This window comes from Bacillus sp. 05T21 (assembly GCF_056396785.1).
On the sequence record NZ_JBFTMD010000002.1, the window covers coordinates 625,887 to 644,823 of the forward strand.

The window sequence follows — 18,937 nt, forward strand, 5'->3', positions numbered from 1 at the left end:
ATTCCTCTTCATCCTCATTACCAAATACAAATACGAAATATTGTATATCGAAATGCATTGATGTTTATGTAAGATTATTATTCAGCAATCCATACAATGCTACATAATTAATGTATATTTTAAAAGTTTGCACAATCAAAATCTCCTCAAAGTATAAACGACGACTTTCTGTTCCCTTTTATTTAGTACTAATGAAATAACCCCTCAAACCAAAAATGCTATAATAAACCCAATCAAACTAAGGGGGAACATTTATCTTGCACGGAAAACACATTCAATTTCACAAGTTTGGTAACCCAAAAGATGTATTACAAGTTGAATATAAAAATATAGAACCATTAAAAGATAATGAAGTTTTAGTTCGTATGTTAGTTAGACCGATTAATCCATCTGACTTAATTCCCATAACCGGAGCGTACGCTCATAGAATTCCGTTACCTAACATACCTGGTTATGAAGGTGTTGGTATTGTAGAAGATGTAGGTACGGGCGTTACTAGAGACCTTATCGGTAAACGCGTATTGCCTTTACGCGGAGAAGGTACTTGGCAAGAGTTCGTTACAACATCAGCTGACTTTGTAGTCCCTATTCCTGATTCCATTGATGATTTTACAGCGGCACAAATGTATATTAATCCCCTTACGGCGTGGGTCACATGCACAGAAACGCTAAACTTAAAACAGAATGACGTTTTATTAGTAAATGCTTGTGGATCCGCTATTGGTCATCTTTTTGCACAGTTATCACAAATTTTAAACTTCCGATTAATTGCAGTTACGAGAAATAATAAGCATACAGAAGAATTACTGCGCCTCGGTGCTGAATATGTAATAGATACTTCCACTGCCCCGCTTTATGAAACAGTTATGGAGTTAACAAACGGGCTTGGTGCAGATGCAGCGATTGATTCTATCGGGGGACCGGATGGAAATGAATTAGCTTTCTCCTTACGTCCAAATGGGCGCTTTTTAACTATCGGCCTTCTATCAGGTATACAAGTAAACTGGTCAGAGATTGTCACGAAAGCAAAAGTGCACGCGAACATATTTCATTTACGACATTGGAATACAGAAGTGTCACCATATAAATGGCAAGAAACGTTTCGTCACTTAATTCGCTTAGTGGAAAATAAGCAATTACGTTTTATGAAAGTACATTCTACGTATGACTTAGCGGATGTGAAAACGGCGGTTGATGTCGTGCAGTCTGCTGAGAAAACGAAAGGGAAAGTGTTTTTGACGAGTTATTAAATACAATTGAAGGATCTATTTTGATTGATTTTTTCAAAATAAATTTTTTTATGTCTTATAAACCCTATTTTAGTATCCCATTTCAACTACCTAAAAAATAACATTGTCAACAGAACTTAAATTGGTTATCATAAAAGCGTATATAACAGGAGATGAGCAGATGAATATAAACGAAAAGAAATCTTTTTCAAAAGTTTCTCGGCGGAAATTAGTCGATGAGGTGTTGGAACGTTTACAAGAAAAAATCTTTTCTGGCGAGTATGAAGTTGGTGATCGCCTCCCTACAGAGCCGCAATTAATGGAAGAGTTAGGTGTAGGGCGTTCGACGCTGCGAGAAAGCATAAAGATATTAGTACATGCCGGCATCTTAGAAGTTCGACAAGGACAAGGTACTCGTATTGTCTCACTAAATACAACACAAGATTCATTTGAAAAACGATTGCAAGCAGCTAATATTAATCATGTGTATGAAGCAAGAAATATGTTAGATAAAGAAGTAGCTATGTTAGCGGCACAGCGCCGAAGTGAAGAGGATCTTTTATACTTAAAAGGACATTTGAATAAACGAAAAAATGCCCTTCAAGAAGGAAATTATGTAGCATACATAGATGCAGACATTCAGTTTCATCTAGCAGTTGCAAAGGCGAGCAAAAACGAAGTTCTACTTGATTTGTATCAATCTTTCGTACCTGCCCTTCGCCACATTTTAAGCCAATTAATATTAAATACAGTGAACTATGAAGATAACTCTGAAATTCATGGAAAATTATTCCAAGCCATTTTAAAACAAAATGCCGAAGAGGCACGAACATACGCCGTTCAAAATTTGGAGCTGAAATAAGCTCCTTATATATTACACTTAAACATCAGATGATGTACTCAATAACATCTGATGTTTATGAGAGGAGAAAATCAAATTGAAACATCAAGGACGAACTTATTTGTATATACTAGCACTATTTTTTGTTTCCATTAATTTACGTATCGGAATTACATCTATTTCACCTTTATTAGAAACCATCCGACAAGACTTAAATATAAGCAATTTTTCCGTTAGTTTTTTAACAGCTATTCCTGTTTTTTGTATGGGGACATTCGCCTTACTGACTGGGAAGGTAATTAAAAAATATGGGGCAGAAAAAGCAATTATGGCTTGTCTTATTTTAATTGGCTTTGCTACATGTATGAGGGCTTTTACCTCTTCCATTTCCACATTATTCGCGAGCTCTTTATTTATCGGCATTGGAATTGCACTTGCAGGTCCGTTACTATCAGGTTTTATTAAAGAAAAATTCCCTACGAAAATCGGCTTAATGATTGGAATATATTCAGTAGGCATGGGAACTGGCGCTTCTTTAAGTGCAGGATTAACGATTCCTTTACAACATGTATTAAAAGACGATTGGAATATGGCACTCGCTTTTTGGGGTGTACTTACTATTATCGCTATTATATTTTGGTATCCGGTTATGAAACGAAAAAAGAATACGAGCACACAAGATAAAAAGAATAATAGTTTACCTTTAAGAAATAAAAAAGCATGGTTGTTTACAATCTTTTTCGGACTACAATCAGGAATCTTTTATTCTATTACTACTTGGCTTGCGCCAGCAAATCAAAGTATGGGTGTCAGTAGCGAACAAGCTGGTACTCTCATAACTGTTTTTACAGTTGTTCAAATGATATGCAGCTTTTTAATTCCAACATTAGCGGATATTTATAAAAACCGAGCACTTTGGTTATTAGGGAGTATATGCTTCCTACTCGTAGGTTTATCGCTTATGATTTACCCACTAACTACACCATTGATCCCTTCTATTTTACTAGGTATCGGGCTCGGCGGCGTATTCCCACTCGCTCTCATGCTACCGCTATATGAAACAAAAACTTCAGAAGATGCGAGTGCATGGACTGCTATGATGCAGTCCGGAGGATACATTATGGGTGGATTTATTCCAGTCTTAGCAGGAATCGCTCGTGACTATTTTGATGGTTATACGCAAGTTTTTATTATAATGGCACTTTTAAGCTTCCTTTTATTCCTATTAACTTTAGTCATGAATAAAAGGAAAAGAAATGCAGAAGATCTTGTCTCCGCTTAAATTTAAAATGTTAATATATGGTATAATTTAATTAAAAACGAAAGGAGCTTCTAACATGTGGTTCATTTCGGCAATCGCGCCTGTTGTAATAGTTGGTGGAATTGTAGTATTTGTAATTAAAAGATTGGAACATAAATATAAGAACGGAAAATTAGGTAAGAAAAAATCTCAAAAAGCTCAACTGTTATTAGATAGTTTCATACCTATGGGAATGCTTGTTGGCTGTATGATTGGTTTGATTTTCGGTATGTTTTTTCCGGATTCCTCACTACTTTCCATTAGTTTAGGATCTGGAATAGGCTATTTATTTGGTTATTTCGCCTATGAAATTTATAGCAAGACAGGTAATGAGTTTTCATAATCCAAAAGAAATAAGTGGGGACAGTACATAGTAGCCATATACAATATGTACTGTCCTTTATTTTTGCATCAACACTATCACCTTCCCTTCCCTTCCCTTCCCTTTCATATCCTATACACCTTTTGTATTGATTTCCCTCCCCTTACCTCAAATAACAATTTTATTATTTATCATAAAGTTAACACTCTCGTTAAACATATATAAAGATTGTTGTATTTCTTACTTTTCTCCTTGAAAACAATATATACTACATTTGAAATAAGCGGGTACATCTGCTTATTATCTAAATTCCCGTGCAATACCCCCTCACGAAATGCTAGGAGCAATCCTAGCATTTTTTACAATAACGTTTTGCCCATTTTAAACATATGTACAATATAACTTTTCAACTAATCATTTTAGCGAGTTAGTACATTCGCCCTCATCTTATTTTTTCCACTTATAAAAATCCGTTCACTCTTCTTCATTTTAACTTTAATCATGAAACAAAAAAATCCCCTCAAAGCATACGCTTCAAGGGGTGAGCCTGTTTTTTATTTAATTATATACGTACAGCTGTACCACTTACAGCAACCATTAACATTCCATCACGAACAACTTCATAATCTACGTCAATACCAACGATAGCGTTCGCACCTTTTTGTTTTGCAAGTTCTTTCATTTCATCCATCGCGATATCACGAGCTTCTTTTAGCTTGCTTTCATAAGAACCAGCGCGGCCACCGACAACATCACGAACTGAAGCAAATAAATCACGAACAATATTTGCACCCATAATAGCTTCACCATTTACAATATCAATATACTCAATAATTTCTTTACCTTGGATTCCAGACGTTGTTGTTACAATCATGACTGACACTCTCCTAATAAGTTGTAGTTTTTAATGTGCTTTCTTATGTCCTTATTATGACATGGAAAAAGTATCTAATCTATTGAATTACCTTACATGAATGTGACAATTTTGTAAGGATGAAATATTATTCTACCTTTTCCTTACAATAACTACCTAAATTAACAGAATATTGTTATAATTAAATTAGAGGAGGAGATAAAATGAAAAAAATCACTTACATATGTGCTCTAAGTGTTCTATCTTTCACTTTAATAGGTTGTACAAGCACTTCTACTACAAATAATACTCCAAAAACTAAGCAAGAAAATACGAAAAATGCCATTCAATTAAACTCTGCAGACATTACCAACATTGAGATGCTTAGAACAACAAGTAATACTAGTTCCAAATCTCAAACAGATAACGAGGAAATGATACAATCAATCGCTTCAGCAGTCCAAAACGGAACACCAAAAACAATCACACTAGATCAAAAAAAGAGGGCATCTGCGCATTCTACTATAACCGTTACATATAAAGATGACTCAAAAGAAGAGTTTCTTGTGTGGGTTGATAATAAGGAACAAATTACGATTGCTAAAGATGAGAAGAAAGATAAAGTTGAAGGTGTGACGGTGAATATTAAAGACGCTAAGATAATGAAGGATTTTTTTAAAAATGATAAAACGTAAAAGGATCCCCATCAACTTAAGGATTCAAAATCAGCACAAAATTTTGTTCAGAAACACTATAAAATTCCAGCCTAATAGGTCTGTGGCGAGACCGTATATTATTAAACTTAAAATGTTTCAAGTCGAAGGAAGACACCTTATAAGGTGTCTTTTCTTTATTTTCAAAAGGACCTGCTCAATTCATGCTTAAAAACATAAAGTAAAGTGAACCCGTTAAAATACATGAGTGACCCCTTGTTTTATCCTCTTATCTAAAGGAGGAACTATTATGGGCTTTGGTGGTAGTTGTGGTAGTTGCGGCGGCGGCGGCTTCGCTGGAGGATTTGCTTTATTAGTTGTATTATTTATTTTATTAATCATAGTTGGAGCTAGCTGCTTCTGCTAAAAAACTATCGGAAAAGACACTCTTATATGGGTGTCTTTTCTTCATGAAAAAATCCCCGTGCTAAACAAAAGATAAAATAAGCTGCCCATATGGACAGCTTATTTACATAATTATCGATATAGGAAGAGAAAATAAAACAAGAATAAATTGCAGGTTAAACTTTTTGTTTTAATTTTTCTATCGTTTTAAGTACTTCTTCTCTATTTTTTGAAAGTTTCATCCATGTTGGCAGCCTACTTTCAATACTCAAATAATATAATTCAGAAGGTCTTACATGTTTTTTAATATAATCTTCTATATGGCAAAGATGCTCGAAATTAAAAAACCATATATTATGTCCACAACACTGTGTTTGCAGATATAATGGTAAACCAAAGTACCAATCAATCCCTTGTTTTTCATCAAATAGTTCATGGCTAAATGCCCACAGATTATCCCATCTTCTTTTTGGATGTATATCTTTGATAAACCCACATTTACTACATACTAAACGCTTGGATTCGTGTCCTATATACCTTGGTTCATTCTGACCTTTTGCATTGCTGAGAGTAAAAATTCTAGAACAGCTGTTACATCTAGGACAGTGAACAAGAAATAAATCCGAAAAAGCGATTAATGATCCGCCTACACCTTCATTTAACATTTGATTTTCACCTACTTTTTTAATCTTTAATATTATTATAGGTTATTATCTATGATTCGATTATTTAAACATAATGAATACTGCATACAAACCTAGTTAACATAACGTCTCATTATTGGTAGCAAGAATAAGGAGGAACCCTAATCTCACAAGTAAATCTCCTTTTTTTGTTCTATGGATCTATGCATTTTTTTATACATTCCTATCCTAGCGCGATTTTAGGGTTCTCGTTTGTTATTAGATTAGCAGAAAAATTGTATAAAATCTTGCATGCTCTTAGCGGAGTGCCGCCAACAAAACGCGATTTCGTACGCTAAGAAAAAAGCCTTGCTACATAGGTAATGTAGCAAAGCTTTTTTAAGTTGTTTAATTCTCGCTCCACGATCGGCTTTGTTAACTAACACTTTAATTATTTTAACAGCCTTTTGTTTAATTCCCACAAAGCCGTCTTGTTACTATCCCATTTTAAAAGCGTTACGGCTTCCTCAAAGCACAGCCATTTATAATTGAAGTGTTCTTTAGATAATTTAATATTTTTTGTAGGAACTTTAACTCCAAAAGAAAATTCTTTTATTACATAAACATCTTCGCCCCAAAGAAATTCACCAACTACATCCTCTACTGGTAGTGAAGACACAGAATCTAGTTTTATATATGGACTTTCTCTTGTAATACCAGCCTCTTCAAACGCTTCTCGTTTTGCTGATTCAATAGGAGTCTCACCATCTTCTCCACCACCAGCTATTCCTTGCCAATAACCATAATCACTTCGATTAAAAATGGCATATTGAATGGAATCGTCAGTTTTTATATAAGGAAATATCAATACTTGATACGGTGCTCTCATTGCTTAACCTCCTTCCGAAAAAATATGAACAATTTATTCACTAACTTGCTATTTTAGTAAATAAAGTATTTGCATTTAAACTTTATAAAACTCAAATGTATTTTTTTCTAAACATATTGTTTCATTGGAATTTTTGATAATAATGTCAAAACGTTGACTATATGGATGCATAAACACTTCATACTGAATCCGACGTTCTTCATGAGACTTCCTTAAGTAATTAATATCGGCTCCTCTTTCAATAATATCACGGCTAGACCTTCTCATTAATTCTGTTTCTCCATCTGTATAGAAGTAAATTTTCAAATCAAATAAATTTGGATTAATAAATGCGACACTCATTCCTTCTACAATCGTCACCTTATTTTTCGTAGAAATTAACTCACTTTTTATATAATGTGTATCTATTGTATAAAAATCTAAACCAGCTCTTACCATTTGAATATCTCTTTCTAACGCAGACAAATGATGGGCTGATGGATGACAAGCTGTCATTTTATCATAATGATTTTCATTCTGATATGTATAGTGGATATTTGTATACTTTCGTACATTTGAACTAACAATGTATGGATCTGTATTAATATAACTCACTTTATTTTGATTTAATTGGTTTATGAGCTTATTGGCGAACGTTGTTTTTCCGGCAGCACCGTGTCCTGAAATGCCAATAACAATCTGTTCATCGGTCATACTAATCCAATTTATAATTTCTTGTAATAACTTTTTCATTATTCTCCCCCTGTTACTAATACATCCCTTTATTTATATCATTTTAATATAGAGGTATCCTACTGTAAAATCATACATGAAGCAAAAAAATGGTATTTTTATCCATCATATCATCTCTATTTTAAAAAAACTATATTAATTTCCGAAGGATTTTATTGTTATTTGGGGTAGTACCACATGTCCATCAAGCTAATATTTTGAAGTGTCCCCAAAACGAAAATTTTATTATTTTACAGTTGTTTATAAGAATTTAGCTTATTTTCTTCGTTTTGGAGAACTACCAATTTCTTAAGTTGATGGATGTGTAAGGCTACCTCACAAAGAACAATGTAAAAGTAACATCCATAATTTTGCACTCACCCTATTTTACGTTTACTCTGATTCTGTCATTTCATCCATATGAATCTGTTTTCCTGTGAATAGTTTGTAAAACAGATGTGTGCGAATATCTAACAATTTATGTAGCGCATGCCATTGGCTCCAATGGTGTGCGTTTTTATTATATATATGTTTGGAGTGCCGGTGGCACTTTTTCTTTATATCCTAATCAAAAAAACGTAGGCTCACGCATACCAATATTCATCTCCTACCTAAAATTGGTATTTAACACCTTCACATTTTTGAGGAATGAGTCTTTTGTCGGAAAACAATAAAATCTTATTAATTTTTATAATTAGTAGAATTTTTATAGAATTAATCTTCTTAATCTATTAAAATTATATCGAATGATGTCAGATTATATCATATGATGTCAGATTGTAATAAGGGGAGAGAAAATTTTATGTTGAAAAAAATCATTCCAGTTGCTTTAGCATTAAGTACAGTTACCTTTTCAAGTGTATTTGCTGCGCCTCCAGCTCAAGTAACTACAGAACCAAACCGCTACATAGATGTACAAATGCTCGGTATTAACGATTTTCATGGGCAACTAGACACTGTAAAGAAAATTAACAATAAAGATGCAGGGGGAATCGAGTACTTAGCGGCTTATTTACGTCATCATGAAAAACAAAATCCGAATACATTAAAGGTTCATGYTGGCGATGTTGTTGGAGCAAGTCCTCCTGTTTCAGCATTATTACAAGACGAACCCACGATTGAATTTCTAAATGATTTAAAATTTGATGTTGGAACCATAGGAAATCATGAATTTGATGAAGGTATTGAAGAAATGCACCGCCTTATTTATGGTGGATACCATGAAAAAACAGGCAATTTTAAAGGAGCAAAATTCCCATATGTTGCCGCAAATTTCTATAATAAATCCACCGGTCGTCTATTTTTACCACCATTTACTATAAAAAAGGTACAAGGAGTTCCTGTTGGCTTTATCGGAGTCGTAACAACAGATGTTCCTAACCTTGTTATGCCTACTATGCTAAAGAATGTAGAAATTACAGATGAAGTTGCAGCCATTAACAAATCCGTAAAGAAATTGAAAGAACTTGGCGTTAAATCTATCGTTGTTCTTGCACATAACGGAGGTACAACAGATGAGAACGGCGTAACAAATGGTGATCTCGTCCGACTAGCAAATGAGACTGATCCAGAAGTCGATGTTATTTTTGGGGGGCATAGCCACACCTATGTAAATGGAACTGTTAATAATAAACTTGTCGTACAAGCAAATTCTTATGGAATGGCTTTTGCTGATGTTGATGTAAAGATTGATCGTAAGACAAAAGATATTGTTGAGAAAAAAGCAGAAATTATTACAACCTACCATGAAGGCATAGAGCCTGATAAAAAAATAAAGAAAAAGATGGAGAAATATCAAGAAAAAATCGCACCTCTTGTCAATGAGGTTGTTGGTAAATCTACAGCTCCACTAGATCGAAAACAAAATACGGCTGGTGAATCTACTCTCGGCAACTTAATCGCTGATGCTCAGCGTGCAACAATGCAATCCCAAATTGCTCTTATGAACCCTGGTGGTATTCGTAATGACTTAGATGCTGGTGATATTACATGGGGAGAGGTATATGGCATTCAACCATTCGGAAATCAATTAATAAAAGTTAATTTAACGGGTCAAGACATTCGTGATATTTTAAATCAACAATGGCAAAAAGACATAACAAGAATGCTTCAAATTTCAGGGATCCAATACACTTGGGATGCGAACAAGCCAAATGGAGAAAAAGTCACAAGTATTCGCTTAACAAATGGAGAAGAAATTATTCCTTCTAAAACTTACAGCGTCGTTGCGAACGCATTTCTAGCTTCAGGTGGAGATGGATTTGTGTCCTTTAAAAATGGGAAAGATGCTGAAACAGGACCAACTGATTTTGAAGCATTAGTAGATTATATAAAACAAGCAAAAGAACCAATTCAGCCTATTATTGATGGAAGAATTCAAAAAACAAATTAGTTTTTCATTAATCTCAAAATACCTAGATTACCTGTTCGCTATACTTTTTAGTGTGCAGGTAATCTAATTTTTCTTGTGTGGGTTTGAAATAAAGTCCTACCGTGGTCAACGGATTTACCATCGATATGCAAAGTACCGAAAAAAAGTAAAGCCAACAAAAAATAACCCCAAAATCAACTTTTATTGTTTATTTTGGGGTTATTTGACGTTTACATTAATTTGAACTGATTTGAATTATCTAGATATATTTTCCACATACAATACTATATAACTCTCACATGTTCAGAAAAATGGCTTTTTCTTTTAAAAACTTTGCTTAGCGTACGAAATTCGCGTTTTGTTGGTGGTACCCTATCCGCCATCAAGCTAAAATTTTATAGTACCCCCAGAACGAAATTTTTATCTCTCTACAATTATTTATGTGAATTCAGCTCGTTTTTTTTCGTTTTGGGGGATAATTAATTTTTTTAACTTGATGGCGATGAGGTGGTACCCCTACTAAACGAGCAATTATCTAGTGTAAATTTACATTTAAGGTTGCCCCATCCATATTCGCATAAGATAGGCCTGCTGCTTGCATAACTATTACGGTCATTACTGGAACCGTGACACCTACTCCTAAATTGATTATTGAGAAAATAATTGCTAATAACAAATATGGTGCAGATGGATAAATTCACCAGAACTTCCTTTTTTGTTGTATGATTAATTAAGTGTTATTATTTCTAAAATTAATCACAGAATTTCTTTAGCAAATCCTGAACTGTTTAATAGCTTAGTCGAAAACTGGATTGAACATGATGCCCTGCCAAAAGAAGTAAAGAAGTTAATTAAGTTCTCTTTTAACCCTAGATAAACAGCAATATATGTTCTAGCTCCCTTAAATGTTGCAAGGAGGTGGTGAAATTATGAATAAAAAAACTTGGTTTATATTTACTTTTTCAGCTATTTTAATAGCTGGTTATGCTGTTTTCCAATATTTTATTATGGATGGATTTCAAGCAGGGTTTGTCCAAATGAAGCTTATGTTTCTATCTAAAATGAATGCGTTTTGGTACATTATGTTATTTCTACATATTGCAACTAGTGTAGTAGCATTAGTAATTGGTCCTTTTACATTATCCACAAAATTTAGAGAAAAGAATATCAGTCGCCATCGAATGATTGGAAAAATCTATATGATTGGTGTATTATTTGGCGGCGTTTCAGGACTTTATTTATCCTTTTACGCTACGGGAGGATTAGTAGGAAAGCTTGGTTTCGGTTTGTTATCCGTATTTTGGCTAACATCGGCATATCAAGCATTAAACAGAGTTAAGAATAAAAAAATTCAAGACCACCGGAATTGGATGATCAGAAATTATTCCTTAACCTTTGCGGCAGTTACATTAAGAATTTGGCTACCTTTATTTGTATTGCTATTTGGACTGAAGCATTTCGAACTTAGCTATGCTGTTATTGCTTGGTTAGCGTGGGTGCCAAATTTAATCATTGCAGAATTATTTATAAGACAAAGTCTTAATAAAGGACAACAACAGAAAAATGCTGATTTACATTTTTGATGCAATTTATACGTAAATCGGCTGAATCCCTTGATGGCAACCCGAAAGGAAGGCCGATGTCTTCCCACCCTACATAAGAAGATCACCTTAGAGTGTCTTTTTTTTATTTTCAAAAGGACCTGCTCAATTCATGCGTAAAAACATAAAGTAAATTGAATCCGTTAAAATACATGAGTGACACCTTGTTTTCCCCTCTTATCTAAAGGAGGAAGAACTATTATGGGCTTTGGTGGTAGTTGTAGTAGTTGTGGCGGCGGCTTTGCTTTATTAGTTGTATTATTTATTTTATTAATCATAGTTGGAGCTAGCTGCTTCTGCTAAACAAACTATTAGAAAAGACACTCATATATGGGTGTCTTTTCTTTATGAGGTAGCGTCAGAAAAATGCTGATTTACAACGTTAAGGAAATTTCAATATTAAAAAGCCTAATTTCTCAATTAAATGTGAAGAAATTAGGCTTTTTTCATTTAGTGATGAAACCCATTATCACATTTCGTATCATGTGGCATAGGCCCGTCCAGGGAATCCAGAAAGGCAACGGTCTGTTTGAGGTTCCTCAAAAATAAATGCGCGAGATCCATGGAAAATCCATTTCGAACCACAACGCGCATAATCGTCACCGCTTCCATATCTGGAGGCAATGGATAAGCGGGTACTTGCCAGCCAAACACACGCAATTGTCGAGATAAATCATAAAGATTCCAGTTTAATGTGTAACCATCTTTCAGTCGCCAAGCGAAAACCGGAATATCCGAACCATCGGACAAAAGTTCGAACGGTTCCATATTCTGAATCGCCTTGCTAAGAAAAAGAGCGACTTTCTGAGAAGCTCTTTGGACATCATAGTACCCACTTTTCCCCAAACGCAGGTAATTGTAATATTGCAGGAGTACTTGTGCGCCAGGACGAGAGAAATTCAGGGCAAAAGTCGGCATGTTCCCGCCCAAATAGGAGACGCGGAAGATTAGATCCTCAGGGAGATCTTCAGCTTCCCGCCAAATTATCCAACCCAACCCAGGGTAGACTAATCCATATTTATGTCCGGATACATTGATGGACTTCACCCTAGGTAATTGAAAATCCCAGACTAAATCTGGTTGAAGAAACGGTGCTATAAATCCCCCCGAAGCTGCATCCACATGCATGGGAATGTCGAGGCCCGTCCTCTCCTGCAAATCGTCCAACGCTTTCGCAATGGCGGCAACCGGTTCGTAAATCCCGGTATAAGTCTCACCGAGAATCGGTACCACACCAATCGTATTTTCATCCACGGCAGCGAGGACCCCTTGAGGATCCAATCGGGGATGCTCTGGGCTAACCTTCACATAGCGTGGTTCAACCTCCCAATAGTTCGCGAATTTTTCCCACACGACTTGAACAGCAGAACTAAACACAATATTGGGCCGATCCACCGGCTTCCCTTCGCTTTTGCGTGCATTTTGCCAGCGTCTCTTTAACGCAAGCCCCCCGAGCATACATGCTTCCGACGATCCAGTTGTTGAAACGCCCATAGTCGTAAGGGGAGTGGGCGAATGCCAGAGGTTTGCTAAAATGCGGACACATCTCTCCTCAATTTCGGCTGTCTGTGGATATTCATCCTTGTCAATCATGTTCTTGTCGAATGATTTGGCATATAAGTGCTCTGCGGCAGGCTCCATCCATGTGCTAACGAATGTTGCAAGATTCAAGCGAGCATTGCCATCAAGAGCAATTTCATCATGGACGATTTGATACGCTGTTTCTGGTAACATGCCTTCATCAGGCATGTGAAAGCGCGGAACGACTGATTCTCCTTCGCGGGCAAACAAAGGATTTACAGAAAATTCGTGAGGCAGCTCCATTTGCACGTGACGCGGTAGATATTGTGGATTATCTGGCATGATCTCTTTTCCTTCGTATGCATCGTTTTGAACTTCTGCTTTTCGATCCTGTGGCATACAAGTCCCCCTTAATTAATTGTTTAACAAACATATTATTTACAAAAAAGCAGTTGTTACACCAAGGGGACAATTCTAATAAAAGGTGCTGCCACCATTCGAATTAAAGGAGAAGCCATGAATGGACTTGCAAGAGCTATTTTCTTCGGAAAACTAGGTGAGCTTAGGGAACAAACCATACAGCATCAATTGCAAAGGGCCAGTGCCTTAAACATAATTATCAATGCCATCAGTATCTGGAATACTTTACTTCTAACAAAAGCAGTTAAATATCAAAGACGGATAGGTAGTTTTAATGAGGACTTATTGCATTATATGTCATCTTTAGGTTGGGAACATATCAATTTACTAGGAGAATACCATTTTAATTCAGAAAAAGTGGTCTCATTAGATTCTCTAAGACCATTGAAACTTTCTTAGTGTTGTAAATCCACATTTTCCTGACTCTACCCCATGCCCATCAAGCTAACCAAGTACACCATTTACAAATTCAAAAGAATCCCCCTCAAAGCATCGGCTTTAAGGGGGTCCTCTTAGTATTTTCTCTCTTCATACAATCGATTTACTTTATATGAAAAAAAGAAAAACATACCAATCGCAGCTGGGATAAACAACCATGAAATGCCCCTCATTAATGCAAATGGTGTTTCAAATAAGAATGATCCTAAAAATGCTGCGCCTTGCTTATCCCATAACCCCGGTGTAAAGTACAGTTCTCTTGGATTTATAACCGCTCCTATATTAACCGTATTATTAAACATAAATAGGATTAACAGCGGCAAATAACATATCGCCAATTCTAAAAATGTCTTAGATAGACGCTTGTACTTCCCTGCTCGTGACATTTGATCTGAGAAAATGTCATCTTCACTTTCCTCATCTACCTTTTTAAAATATTGCGTACCAGACCACCATTTACCGGCTATATGCTTCCAGCCACTATCTTCAAATAATGTACAGTAATTAATAAAATCTTTTCTTCTATTAAATATTCTATGATCTATTTTAATTGTCGTATCTTCCGGTTCTGCGATTCTAAATTTATAACCGAATGTATTACTTTTTAGTTGATAGCCTTTCCAAGCCATCTCTTCTAACCATTTTTCCTCTTTCTCAAAGTCTAAAAAGAATTTCAATCTCCACATCTTCGCTTCCCCCTAACTATACATTTAATAAGCTTTTTGTAACCCCAATAATGTGCTGCATTCTCATAAAGTCTAAATGTAATACTTCTTTCCCCCGCTCAGTAATGACATACACTTTTCTTCGTTTATCTTCACTTTTTACGGATTCTATTAATTGTTGCTTTAATAAATTTTCAACCGCACCATACAATGTACCCGCCGCAATTTTCACTTGATGATTACTAAGTTCCTCCACCTTTTGCATAATTAAATACCCATGAGCCGGCTCTAATAAAGCTAAAAGAACGTAATACGTCGTTTCCGTTAATGGTAAATTTTTATCTCTATTCATAAAGACCTCCAATGTAACGATAAATATATAGCCAAACTATATAGTTAGACTGTATATGTCAAATTAAGGTATAAAAAAACAACCTAGATCCTTCATGGATCTAGGTTGTTTTTAATAAGTAAACGTAATCGTCACTAAAGAATATCCTTCTTTTGCATTATACGGCTCAGCTTTATAAGAAACACGGTTCGCTCCTTGCGGATAACCGATTTCTCCAATTACTTTTTTCACATCTTGCAATGCGCCATCCATTGATTGTTTATAAAGAATTTCAATCTTTGCTGACTTTGTGCTATAACGTTGATGCATTTTATTTTTGAATTCATTATAGTTATTTGCGATATATTCATTTCCTAAATAATTTAACTTTGTATCTTTCAATATTTGCTGATATGCAGGTGTTTTCGTACCACCTGTCGCAATTTTATTTGTTAATGTACTATAATAGTTTGTTGTAGCTTGCGGATAGTCCCCGCGGTTCCACTCATGATTTCTTGCAATTTGCTCATCTGATAAGTTGAAATAAGAATATGTTACGCGGCCTTGTTCATCTGGCACCGGATCATCGAATGTTGTATCAAGGTGATACCATTTGTTTTCGATTTTCACCAAGTTCCAAGCATGAGGCTGACCGTCTCCAGTTCCTACTACAAAATGATTCTCAATTCCAGCTTCTTTTAATAATTGATAGGTTAATAGTGTGTAACCTTGGCAAACGGCAGAACGATTCGCGAGTGCCTCATAAGCTGTATACGCTTTATAAGACGTATCGTAAGAAACATGTTTTACTACATAATCATGAATCGCCTTCACTTTTTCGTGATCATCCATTCCAACTTGAGTAATAGAAGAAACGATTGCCTTTGCTTGCTTCATTACATATTCCGTTTGTTCTTTCGTTTCACGATATGTAATCTTTAACGTAAACGTATAATTTCCAGATGATCCAGAAATTCCATATGAAACATTCGACCTATTATAATTTGTATACTCATTTTTACTTGCGACTTCTTTATACGCGTTAAAAAGTGTATTCATCACTTCTTCTGTATTACTATTTTTCGTTTTATATGGAAGTGTAATATTTGTTTCGTACGTATTAATACGTGTTTGCACTTCATTTTTGAATGCTGCTAATAATGCCGCATCTCCTGTATCTTGCACCGCAACCTCAGGCTTTTTATATTTCAATGCATTATATAAAAACTGTGCATACTGTTCACGCGTTACCGTTTTAGCTGGTTCAAATTTCCCGTCTCCTGTACCAGATGCAATCCCGTTTGACTGCACGGCACTAATCGCATTTTCTGCCCAAAATCCATTTGGAACATCATTAAATGTATGTTTTTGTTTAGCTGAAACTTGGAACGCATTTTTAATAATTTGCGCCATTTCTGCGCGGCTAACAGAATCTTTCGGTCTAAAACCGCCATTTCCATCACCTTTAAAAATCCCCAATTTCGTTAACGTTAAAACCTCTTCCGGAAACATTGTAGAACCTGAGCGAATATCTCCATACGGATTATTTAAAGTAGACCCATCTTGTAATACATAACGAGCACCATCATTACTAAACGTACCGCCTTGCTTATTCGGTACTAACACACGATAAATTAAAGCTGCAACTTGCTCCCTCGTCGCAACATCACCAAAACCAAACATCCCATTTCCATAACCTGAAATAATATTTTTGCTCGCTAAGTCTTTAATCGCAGGATATGACCAGTGCGATGTTGGTACATCAGAAAAAACGCCCGCTTCCACAGCTTTCACATCACTGCCATTTGTATATAATAACGCACCACCAATAAGTGATAATGATGTAATTGATTTTAATAGTTTTGTGTACATAATGCCTTCTCCCAATACGTCTTCTATTTTTTGTTGTTTTTTGTCGAAAAATCTAAAATAATATGACAAAACACATTATACAATCAAAACTTTTCGGAGGATATACTGAATTTCAAAATATGCAAAAATTCATATCACTATAGGGATTCATACTGATATTATGCTATTTTACTTGCGAATATATAAAGTGAAACTTTAATCAGTGGGGGTTTTGTTCATCCCCCACTGATTATTAGCCTTCACCAATCGGGCGTTTACGGGCAGCAGGGCTCCCACCTAACTTCTTTGCTCCACCTGAATTTTGAGGTGGGAGTTTTACTGCCCACAAATAGCGGGATAAATAAAAAGAAAAACACTAATGTAACATTGTTAATATACATATCTCTTTTTGAGCTTTTACTTCGCTAAAATGTAGCCTAAAAAACAATGCTATCTCCATTAAAATCACAATATAATCCTGAGAACATACCTTTTAACATGATTCATTGTAATTAACTTAGCTTTTTATTTGCTAAGAAACTTTGCAACAGAACCTAGTAAAGTCTCAAAAAATAACTTATTATCAATCAATATTTAGTAAAAATATATTAATTCTTTAGAATTTATTTAATTTTCATTATTCTTTATTTAAGGTTATCCTTTATATTTATAATGTGTTTATTTGAATTTATCATATTGAGGCAGAGTTTCACATGACTATAAGCAATTCGAAAAATGGAAAAAACAAGGTCCCCATTAGATTAATTATACTGTTTTTTTGCGTCTTTTATCTATTTATATTAATTACTATGCAGCTAAGAAAAGTACAATTCATTGATGGATATACATATAAGAATGTAGTTAAAAAACGAGAGAATGCGACAATTAATATTACAGTTCTGTGCGGGAAAACTTGGGTAAATTCAAAGGCATTAATACGGCAATTGATTGGGATCGTAATTACGGAAATGGTAACATATGAAAACGATGGAGAGAGGAAATAAAATGAATTTAGTGAACTTACGTCCTGAACAGCGGTCTAAGTATCGCATTCTACTAGGGACATGGTATTACTCTACAAAGAGGTACATTCAGTGGTTAGCAGATGGAAAAACATATGCAAAAACGTTTCAACAAGAAAAGTTACCCTATACAGCGATTCAGCACCGAACGATACTACTTCGTAAGCTCAAAGATGTAGATATGTGGTATCAACAGAATAAAGTTGTTAATTTGAAGATTGCTATTAAACAACTAAATGGTATCGTCATTAGACCGGGAGAAACATTCTCTTACTGGCGTTTAATAGGTAAGCCTACGAGGAGAAAAGGGTATGTAGAGGGCATGATACTACACTATGGATCTTTTCAAGCAGGCATTGGAGGAGGGCTTTGTCAGCTTTCAAATTTAATATATTGGATGACCTTACATACACCATTGACAGTAACAGAGCGATATCGTCATAGTTTTGATGTCTTTCCTGATTCCAAGCGGACCCAACCATTTGGAAGTGGAGCGACTTGTTCTTATAATTATTTGGATTTACAAATCAAAAATGAAACGGACCAATCGTATCAACTTCACCTTTATATTACAGATAAGCATTTAGTCGGTGAGTGGAGAATTGCCCATCCGCAGCTTTATCAATATGAAGTATATGAAAAAGAACACTCAATCCAATCTGCATACTGGGGTGGTTATATACGACATAATGTTATTCAACGTAAAGTATATAATCAACAGAAACAGTTTATAGAAGACCAATATGTAACGGAGAATCACGCTATAATGATGTACGAACCATTATTAGCTTATAATAATGAGGAGGGTATGTGAAGGTAACCTTGGTGTATCAAGTATTTTTGTCTAGTAACACACTACATGCCTCTCTTCATATAATTAATAGGCACAAC

General features: G+C 35.2%; 18 protein-coding genes and 2 pseudogenes. 12 read left to right on the forward strand and 8 right to left on the reverse strand.

The annotated features are described in order from the left end of the window. Positions 1 to 257: 257 nt before the first annotated feature. The 4 genes from AC1DKZ_RS08225 (at position 258) to AC1DKZ_RS08240 (ending at position 3,713) form a co-directional block, all read left to right on the forward strand. Positions 258 to 1,250, forward strand: coding sequence for a zinc-dependent alcohol dehydrogenase family protein (locus AC1DKZ_RS08225; RefSeq protein ID WP_476995947.1), 993 nt, complete (start codon positions 258 to 260; stop codon positions 1,248 to 1,250). Positions 1,251 to 1,410: 160 nt separating this feature from the next. Next, a complete protein-coding gene (locus AC1DKZ_RS08230) occupies positions 1,411 to 2,091 on the forward strand; it encodes a FadR/GntR family transcriptional regulator (protein ID WP_476995948.1) in 681 nt (226 codons plus the stop codon). A gap of 76 nt (positions 2,092 to 2,167) precedes the next feature. Continuing rightward, entirely contained in the window at positions 2,168 to 3,352 is a 1,185-nt protein-coding gene (locus AC1DKZ_RS08235) for an MFS transporter (RefSeq protein ID WP_476995949.1), read from the forward strand. Positions 3,353 to 3,407: 55 nt separating this feature from the next. Beyond that, positions 3,408 to 3,713: a hypothetical protein gene (locus tag AC1DKZ_RS08240; protein ID WP_002188590.1), complete on the forward strand. Its 306-nt coding sequence runs from the start codon at positions 3,408 to 3,410 to the stop codon at positions 3,711 to 3,713. Positions 3,714 to 4,254: 541 nt separating this feature from the next. Here AC1DKZ_RS08240 and AC1DKZ_RS08245 read toward each other — a convergent pair. Further along, positions 4,255 to 4,566: a YbjQ family protein gene (locus AC1DKZ_RS08245; RefSeq protein WP_000637510.1), complete on the reverse strand. Its 312-nt coding sequence runs from the start codon at positions 4,564 to 4,566 to the stop codon at positions 4,255 to 4,257. Between the two features lie 203 nt (positions 4,567 to 4,769). Between AC1DKZ_RS08245 and AC1DKZ_RS08250 the strand changes: the two genes are divergently transcribed. Both AC1DKZ_RS08250 and AC1DKZ_RS08255 read left to right on the forward strand, forming a co-directional pair. Then, entirely contained in the window at positions 4,770 to 5,240 is a 471-nt protein-coding gene (locus tag AC1DKZ_RS08250) for a hypothetical protein (protein WP_476995950.1), read from the forward strand. Between the two features lie 268 nt (positions 5,241 to 5,508). Continuing rightward, on the forward strand, positions 5,509 to 5,625 hold the full coding sequence (locus tag AC1DKZ_RS08255) for a YjcZ family sporulation protein (protein WP_002069235.1): 117 nt from the start codon (positions 5,509 to 5,511) through the stop codon (positions 5,623 to 5,625). Between the two features lie 154 nt (positions 5,626 to 5,779). Here the strand turns inward: AC1DKZ_RS08255 and AC1DKZ_RS08260 are convergent, their stop codons facing one another. The 3 genes from AC1DKZ_RS08260 to AC1DKZ_RS08270 all read right to left on the reverse strand — a co-directional run bounded on the left by AC1DKZ_RS08260 (position 5,780) and on the right by AC1DKZ_RS08270 (position 7,847). Continuing rightward, on the reverse strand, positions 5,780 to 6,268 hold the full coding sequence (locus AC1DKZ_RS08260; RefSeq protein WP_476995951.1) for a hypothetical protein: 489 nt from the start codon (positions 6,266 to 6,268) through the stop codon (positions 5,780 to 5,782). 409 nt (positions 6,269 to 6,677) lie between these two features. Next, positions 6,678 to 7,115: an NUDIX hydrolase gene (locus AC1DKZ_RS08265; RefSeq protein WP_001202613.1), complete on the reverse strand. Its 438-nt coding sequence runs from the start codon at positions 7,113 to 7,115 to the stop codon at positions 6,678 to 6,680. 75 nt (positions 7,116 to 7,190) lie between these two features. Further along, on the reverse strand, positions 7,191 to 7,847 hold the full coding sequence (locus tag AC1DKZ_RS08270; RefSeq protein ID WP_002134754.1) for a uridine kinase family protein: 657 nt from the start codon (positions 7,845 to 7,847) through the stop codon (positions 7,191 to 7,193). Between the two features lie 781 nt (positions 7,848 to 8,628). Between AC1DKZ_RS08270 and AC1DKZ_RS08275 the strand changes: the two genes are divergently transcribed. The 3 genes from AC1DKZ_RS08275 (at position 8,629) to AC1DKZ_RS08285 (ending at position 12,101) form a co-directional block, all read left to right on the forward strand. After that, a complete protein-coding gene (locus AC1DKZ_RS08275; RefSeq protein WP_476995952.1) occupies positions 8,629 to 10,218 on the forward strand; it encodes a bifunctional metallophosphatase/5'-nucleotidase in 1,590 nt (529 codons plus the stop codon). Between the two features lie 908 nt (positions 10,219 to 11,126). Continuing rightward, positions 11,127 to 11,780, forward strand: a complete 654-nt coding sequence (locus AC1DKZ_RS08280) for a DUF2306 domain-containing protein (RefSeq protein WP_476995953.1) — start codon at positions 11,127 to 11,129, stop codon at positions 11,778 to 11,780. A gap of 219 nt (positions 11,781 to 11,999) precedes the next feature. Then, positions 12,000 to 12,101 carry a YjcZ family sporulation protein gene (locus AC1DKZ_RS08285; RefSeq protein ID WP_000505688.1) on the forward strand — a complete coding sequence of 34 codons (102 nt, stop codon included), beginning with the start codon at positions 12,000 to 12,002 and terminating at the stop codon, positions 12,099 to 12,101. A 147-nt stretch (positions 12,102 to 12,248) separates the two neighbouring features. On the opposite strand, the gene gad is transcribed toward AC1DKZ_RS08285, so the two are convergent. Next, positions 12,249 to 13,718, reverse strand: a complete 1,470-nt coding sequence (gene gad / locus AC1DKZ_RS08290) for a glutamate decarboxylase (protein WP_016093168.1) — start codon at positions 13,716 to 13,718, stop codon at positions 12,249 to 12,251. A 105-nt stretch (positions 13,719 to 13,823) separates the two neighbouring features. On the opposite strand from gad, the pseudogene AC1DKZ_RS08295 reads away from it, so the two are divergent. Further along, positions 13,824 to 14,138 (forward strand): annotated as a pseudogene (locus tag AC1DKZ_RS08295) (Tn3 family transposase); the annotation flags it as partial. A gap of 113 nt (positions 14,139 to 14,251) precedes the next feature. Here AC1DKZ_RS08295 and AC1DKZ_RS08300 read toward each other — a convergent pair. The 3 genes from AC1DKZ_RS08300 to AC1DKZ_RS08310 form a co-directional block, all read right to left on the reverse strand. After that, the gene (locus tag AC1DKZ_RS08300; RefSeq protein ID WP_476995954.1) at positions 14,252 to 14,863 is read right to left on the reverse strand and encodes a DUF2812 domain-containing protein; all 612 of its coding nucleotides are present in this window, start codon (positions 14,861 to 14,863) and stop codon (positions 14,252 to 14,254) included. Between the two features lie 16 nt (positions 14,864 to 14,879). Further along, positions 14,880 to 15,194: a PadR family transcriptional regulator gene (locus tag AC1DKZ_RS08305; protein ID WP_001078071.1), complete on the reverse strand. Its 315-nt coding sequence runs from the start codon at positions 15,192 to 15,194 to the stop codon at positions 14,880 to 14,882. A gap of 111 nt (positions 15,195 to 15,305) precedes the next feature. After that, positions 15,306 to 17,045 carry an S-layer homology domain-containing protein gene (locus AC1DKZ_RS08310; protein ID WP_476995955.1) on the reverse strand — a complete coding sequence of 580 codons (1,740 nt, stop codon included), beginning with the start codon at positions 17,043 to 17,045 and terminating at the stop codon, positions 15,306 to 15,308. A gap of 692 nt (positions 17,046 to 17,737) precedes the next feature. Here AC1DKZ_RS08310 and AC1DKZ_RS08315 point away from each other — a divergent pair. Both AC1DKZ_RS08315 and AC1DKZ_RS08320 read left to right on the forward strand, forming a co-directional pair. Continuing rightward, positions 17,738 to 17,941: pseudogene (locus AC1DKZ_RS08315) on the forward strand (hypothetical protein); the annotation flags it as partial. Between the two features lie 88 nt (positions 17,942 to 18,029). Continuing rightward, complete coding sequence (locus AC1DKZ_RS08320; RefSeq protein ID WP_476995956.1) at positions 18,030 to 18,860, forward strand: VanW family protein; 831 nt, start codon at positions 18,030 to 18,032, stop codon at positions 18,858 to 18,860. The last annotated feature ends 77 nt before the right edge of the window (positions 18,861 to 18,937 follow it).

Coding starts and splice junctions, on each gene's coding strand:
- AC1DKZ_RS08230 (WP_476995948.1), top strand. CDS start 1,411: ATGAATATAAACGAAAAGAAATCTTTTTCAAAAGTTTCTCGGCGGAAA.
- AC1DKZ_RS08240 (WP_002188590.1), top strand. CDS start 3,408: ATGTGGTTCATTTCGGCAATCGCGCCTGTTGTAATAGTTGGTGGAATT.
- AC1DKZ_RS08245 (WP_000637510.1), bottom strand. CDS start 4,566: ATGATTGTAACAACAACGTCTGGAATCCAAGGTAAAGAAATTATTGAG.
- AC1DKZ_RS08250 (WP_476995950.1), top strand. CDS start 4,770: ATGAAAAAAATCACTTACATATGTGCTCTAAGTGTTCTATCTTTCACT.
- AC1DKZ_RS08255 (WP_002069235.1), top strand. CDS start 5,509: ATGGGCTTTGGTGGTAGTTGTGGTAGTTGCGGCGGCGGCGGCTTCGCT.
- AC1DKZ_RS08260 (WP_476995951.1), bottom strand. CDS start 6,268: ATGTTAAATGAAGGTGTAGGCGGATCATTAATCGCTTTTTCGGATTTA.
- AC1DKZ_RS08265 (WP_001202613.1), bottom strand. CDS start 7,115: ATGAGAGCACCGTATCAAGTATTGATATTTCCTTATATAAAAACTGAC.
- AC1DKZ_RS08270 (WP_002134754.1), bottom strand. CDS start 7,847: ATGAAAAAGTTATTACAAGAAATTATAAATTGGATTAGTATGACCGAT.
- AC1DKZ_RS08280 (WP_476995953.1), top strand. CDS start 11,127: ATGAATAAAAAAACTTGGTTTATATTTACTTTTTCAGCTATTTTAATA.
- AC1DKZ_RS08285 (WP_000505688.1), top strand. CDS start 12,000: ATGGGCTTTGGTGGTAGTTGTAGTAGTTGTGGCGGCGGCTTTGCTTTA.
- gad (WP_016093168.1), bottom strand. CDS start 13,718: ATGCCACAGGATCGAAAAGCAGAAGTTCAAAACGATGCATACGAAGGA.
- AC1DKZ_RS08300 (WP_476995954.1), bottom strand. CDS start 14,863: ATGTGGAGATTGAAATTCTTTTTAGACTTTGAGAAAGAGGAAAAATGG.
- AC1DKZ_RS08305 (WP_001078071.1), bottom strand. CDS start 15,194: ATGAATAGAGATAAAAATTTACCATTAACGGAAACGACGTATTACGTT.
- AC1DKZ_RS08310 (WP_476995955.1), bottom strand. CDS start 17,045: ATGTACACAAAACTATTAAAATCAATTACATCATTATCACTTATTGGT.
- AC1DKZ_RS08320 (WP_476995956.1), top strand. CDS start 18,030: ATGAATTTAGTGAACTTACGTCCTGAACAGCGGTCTAAGTATCGCATT.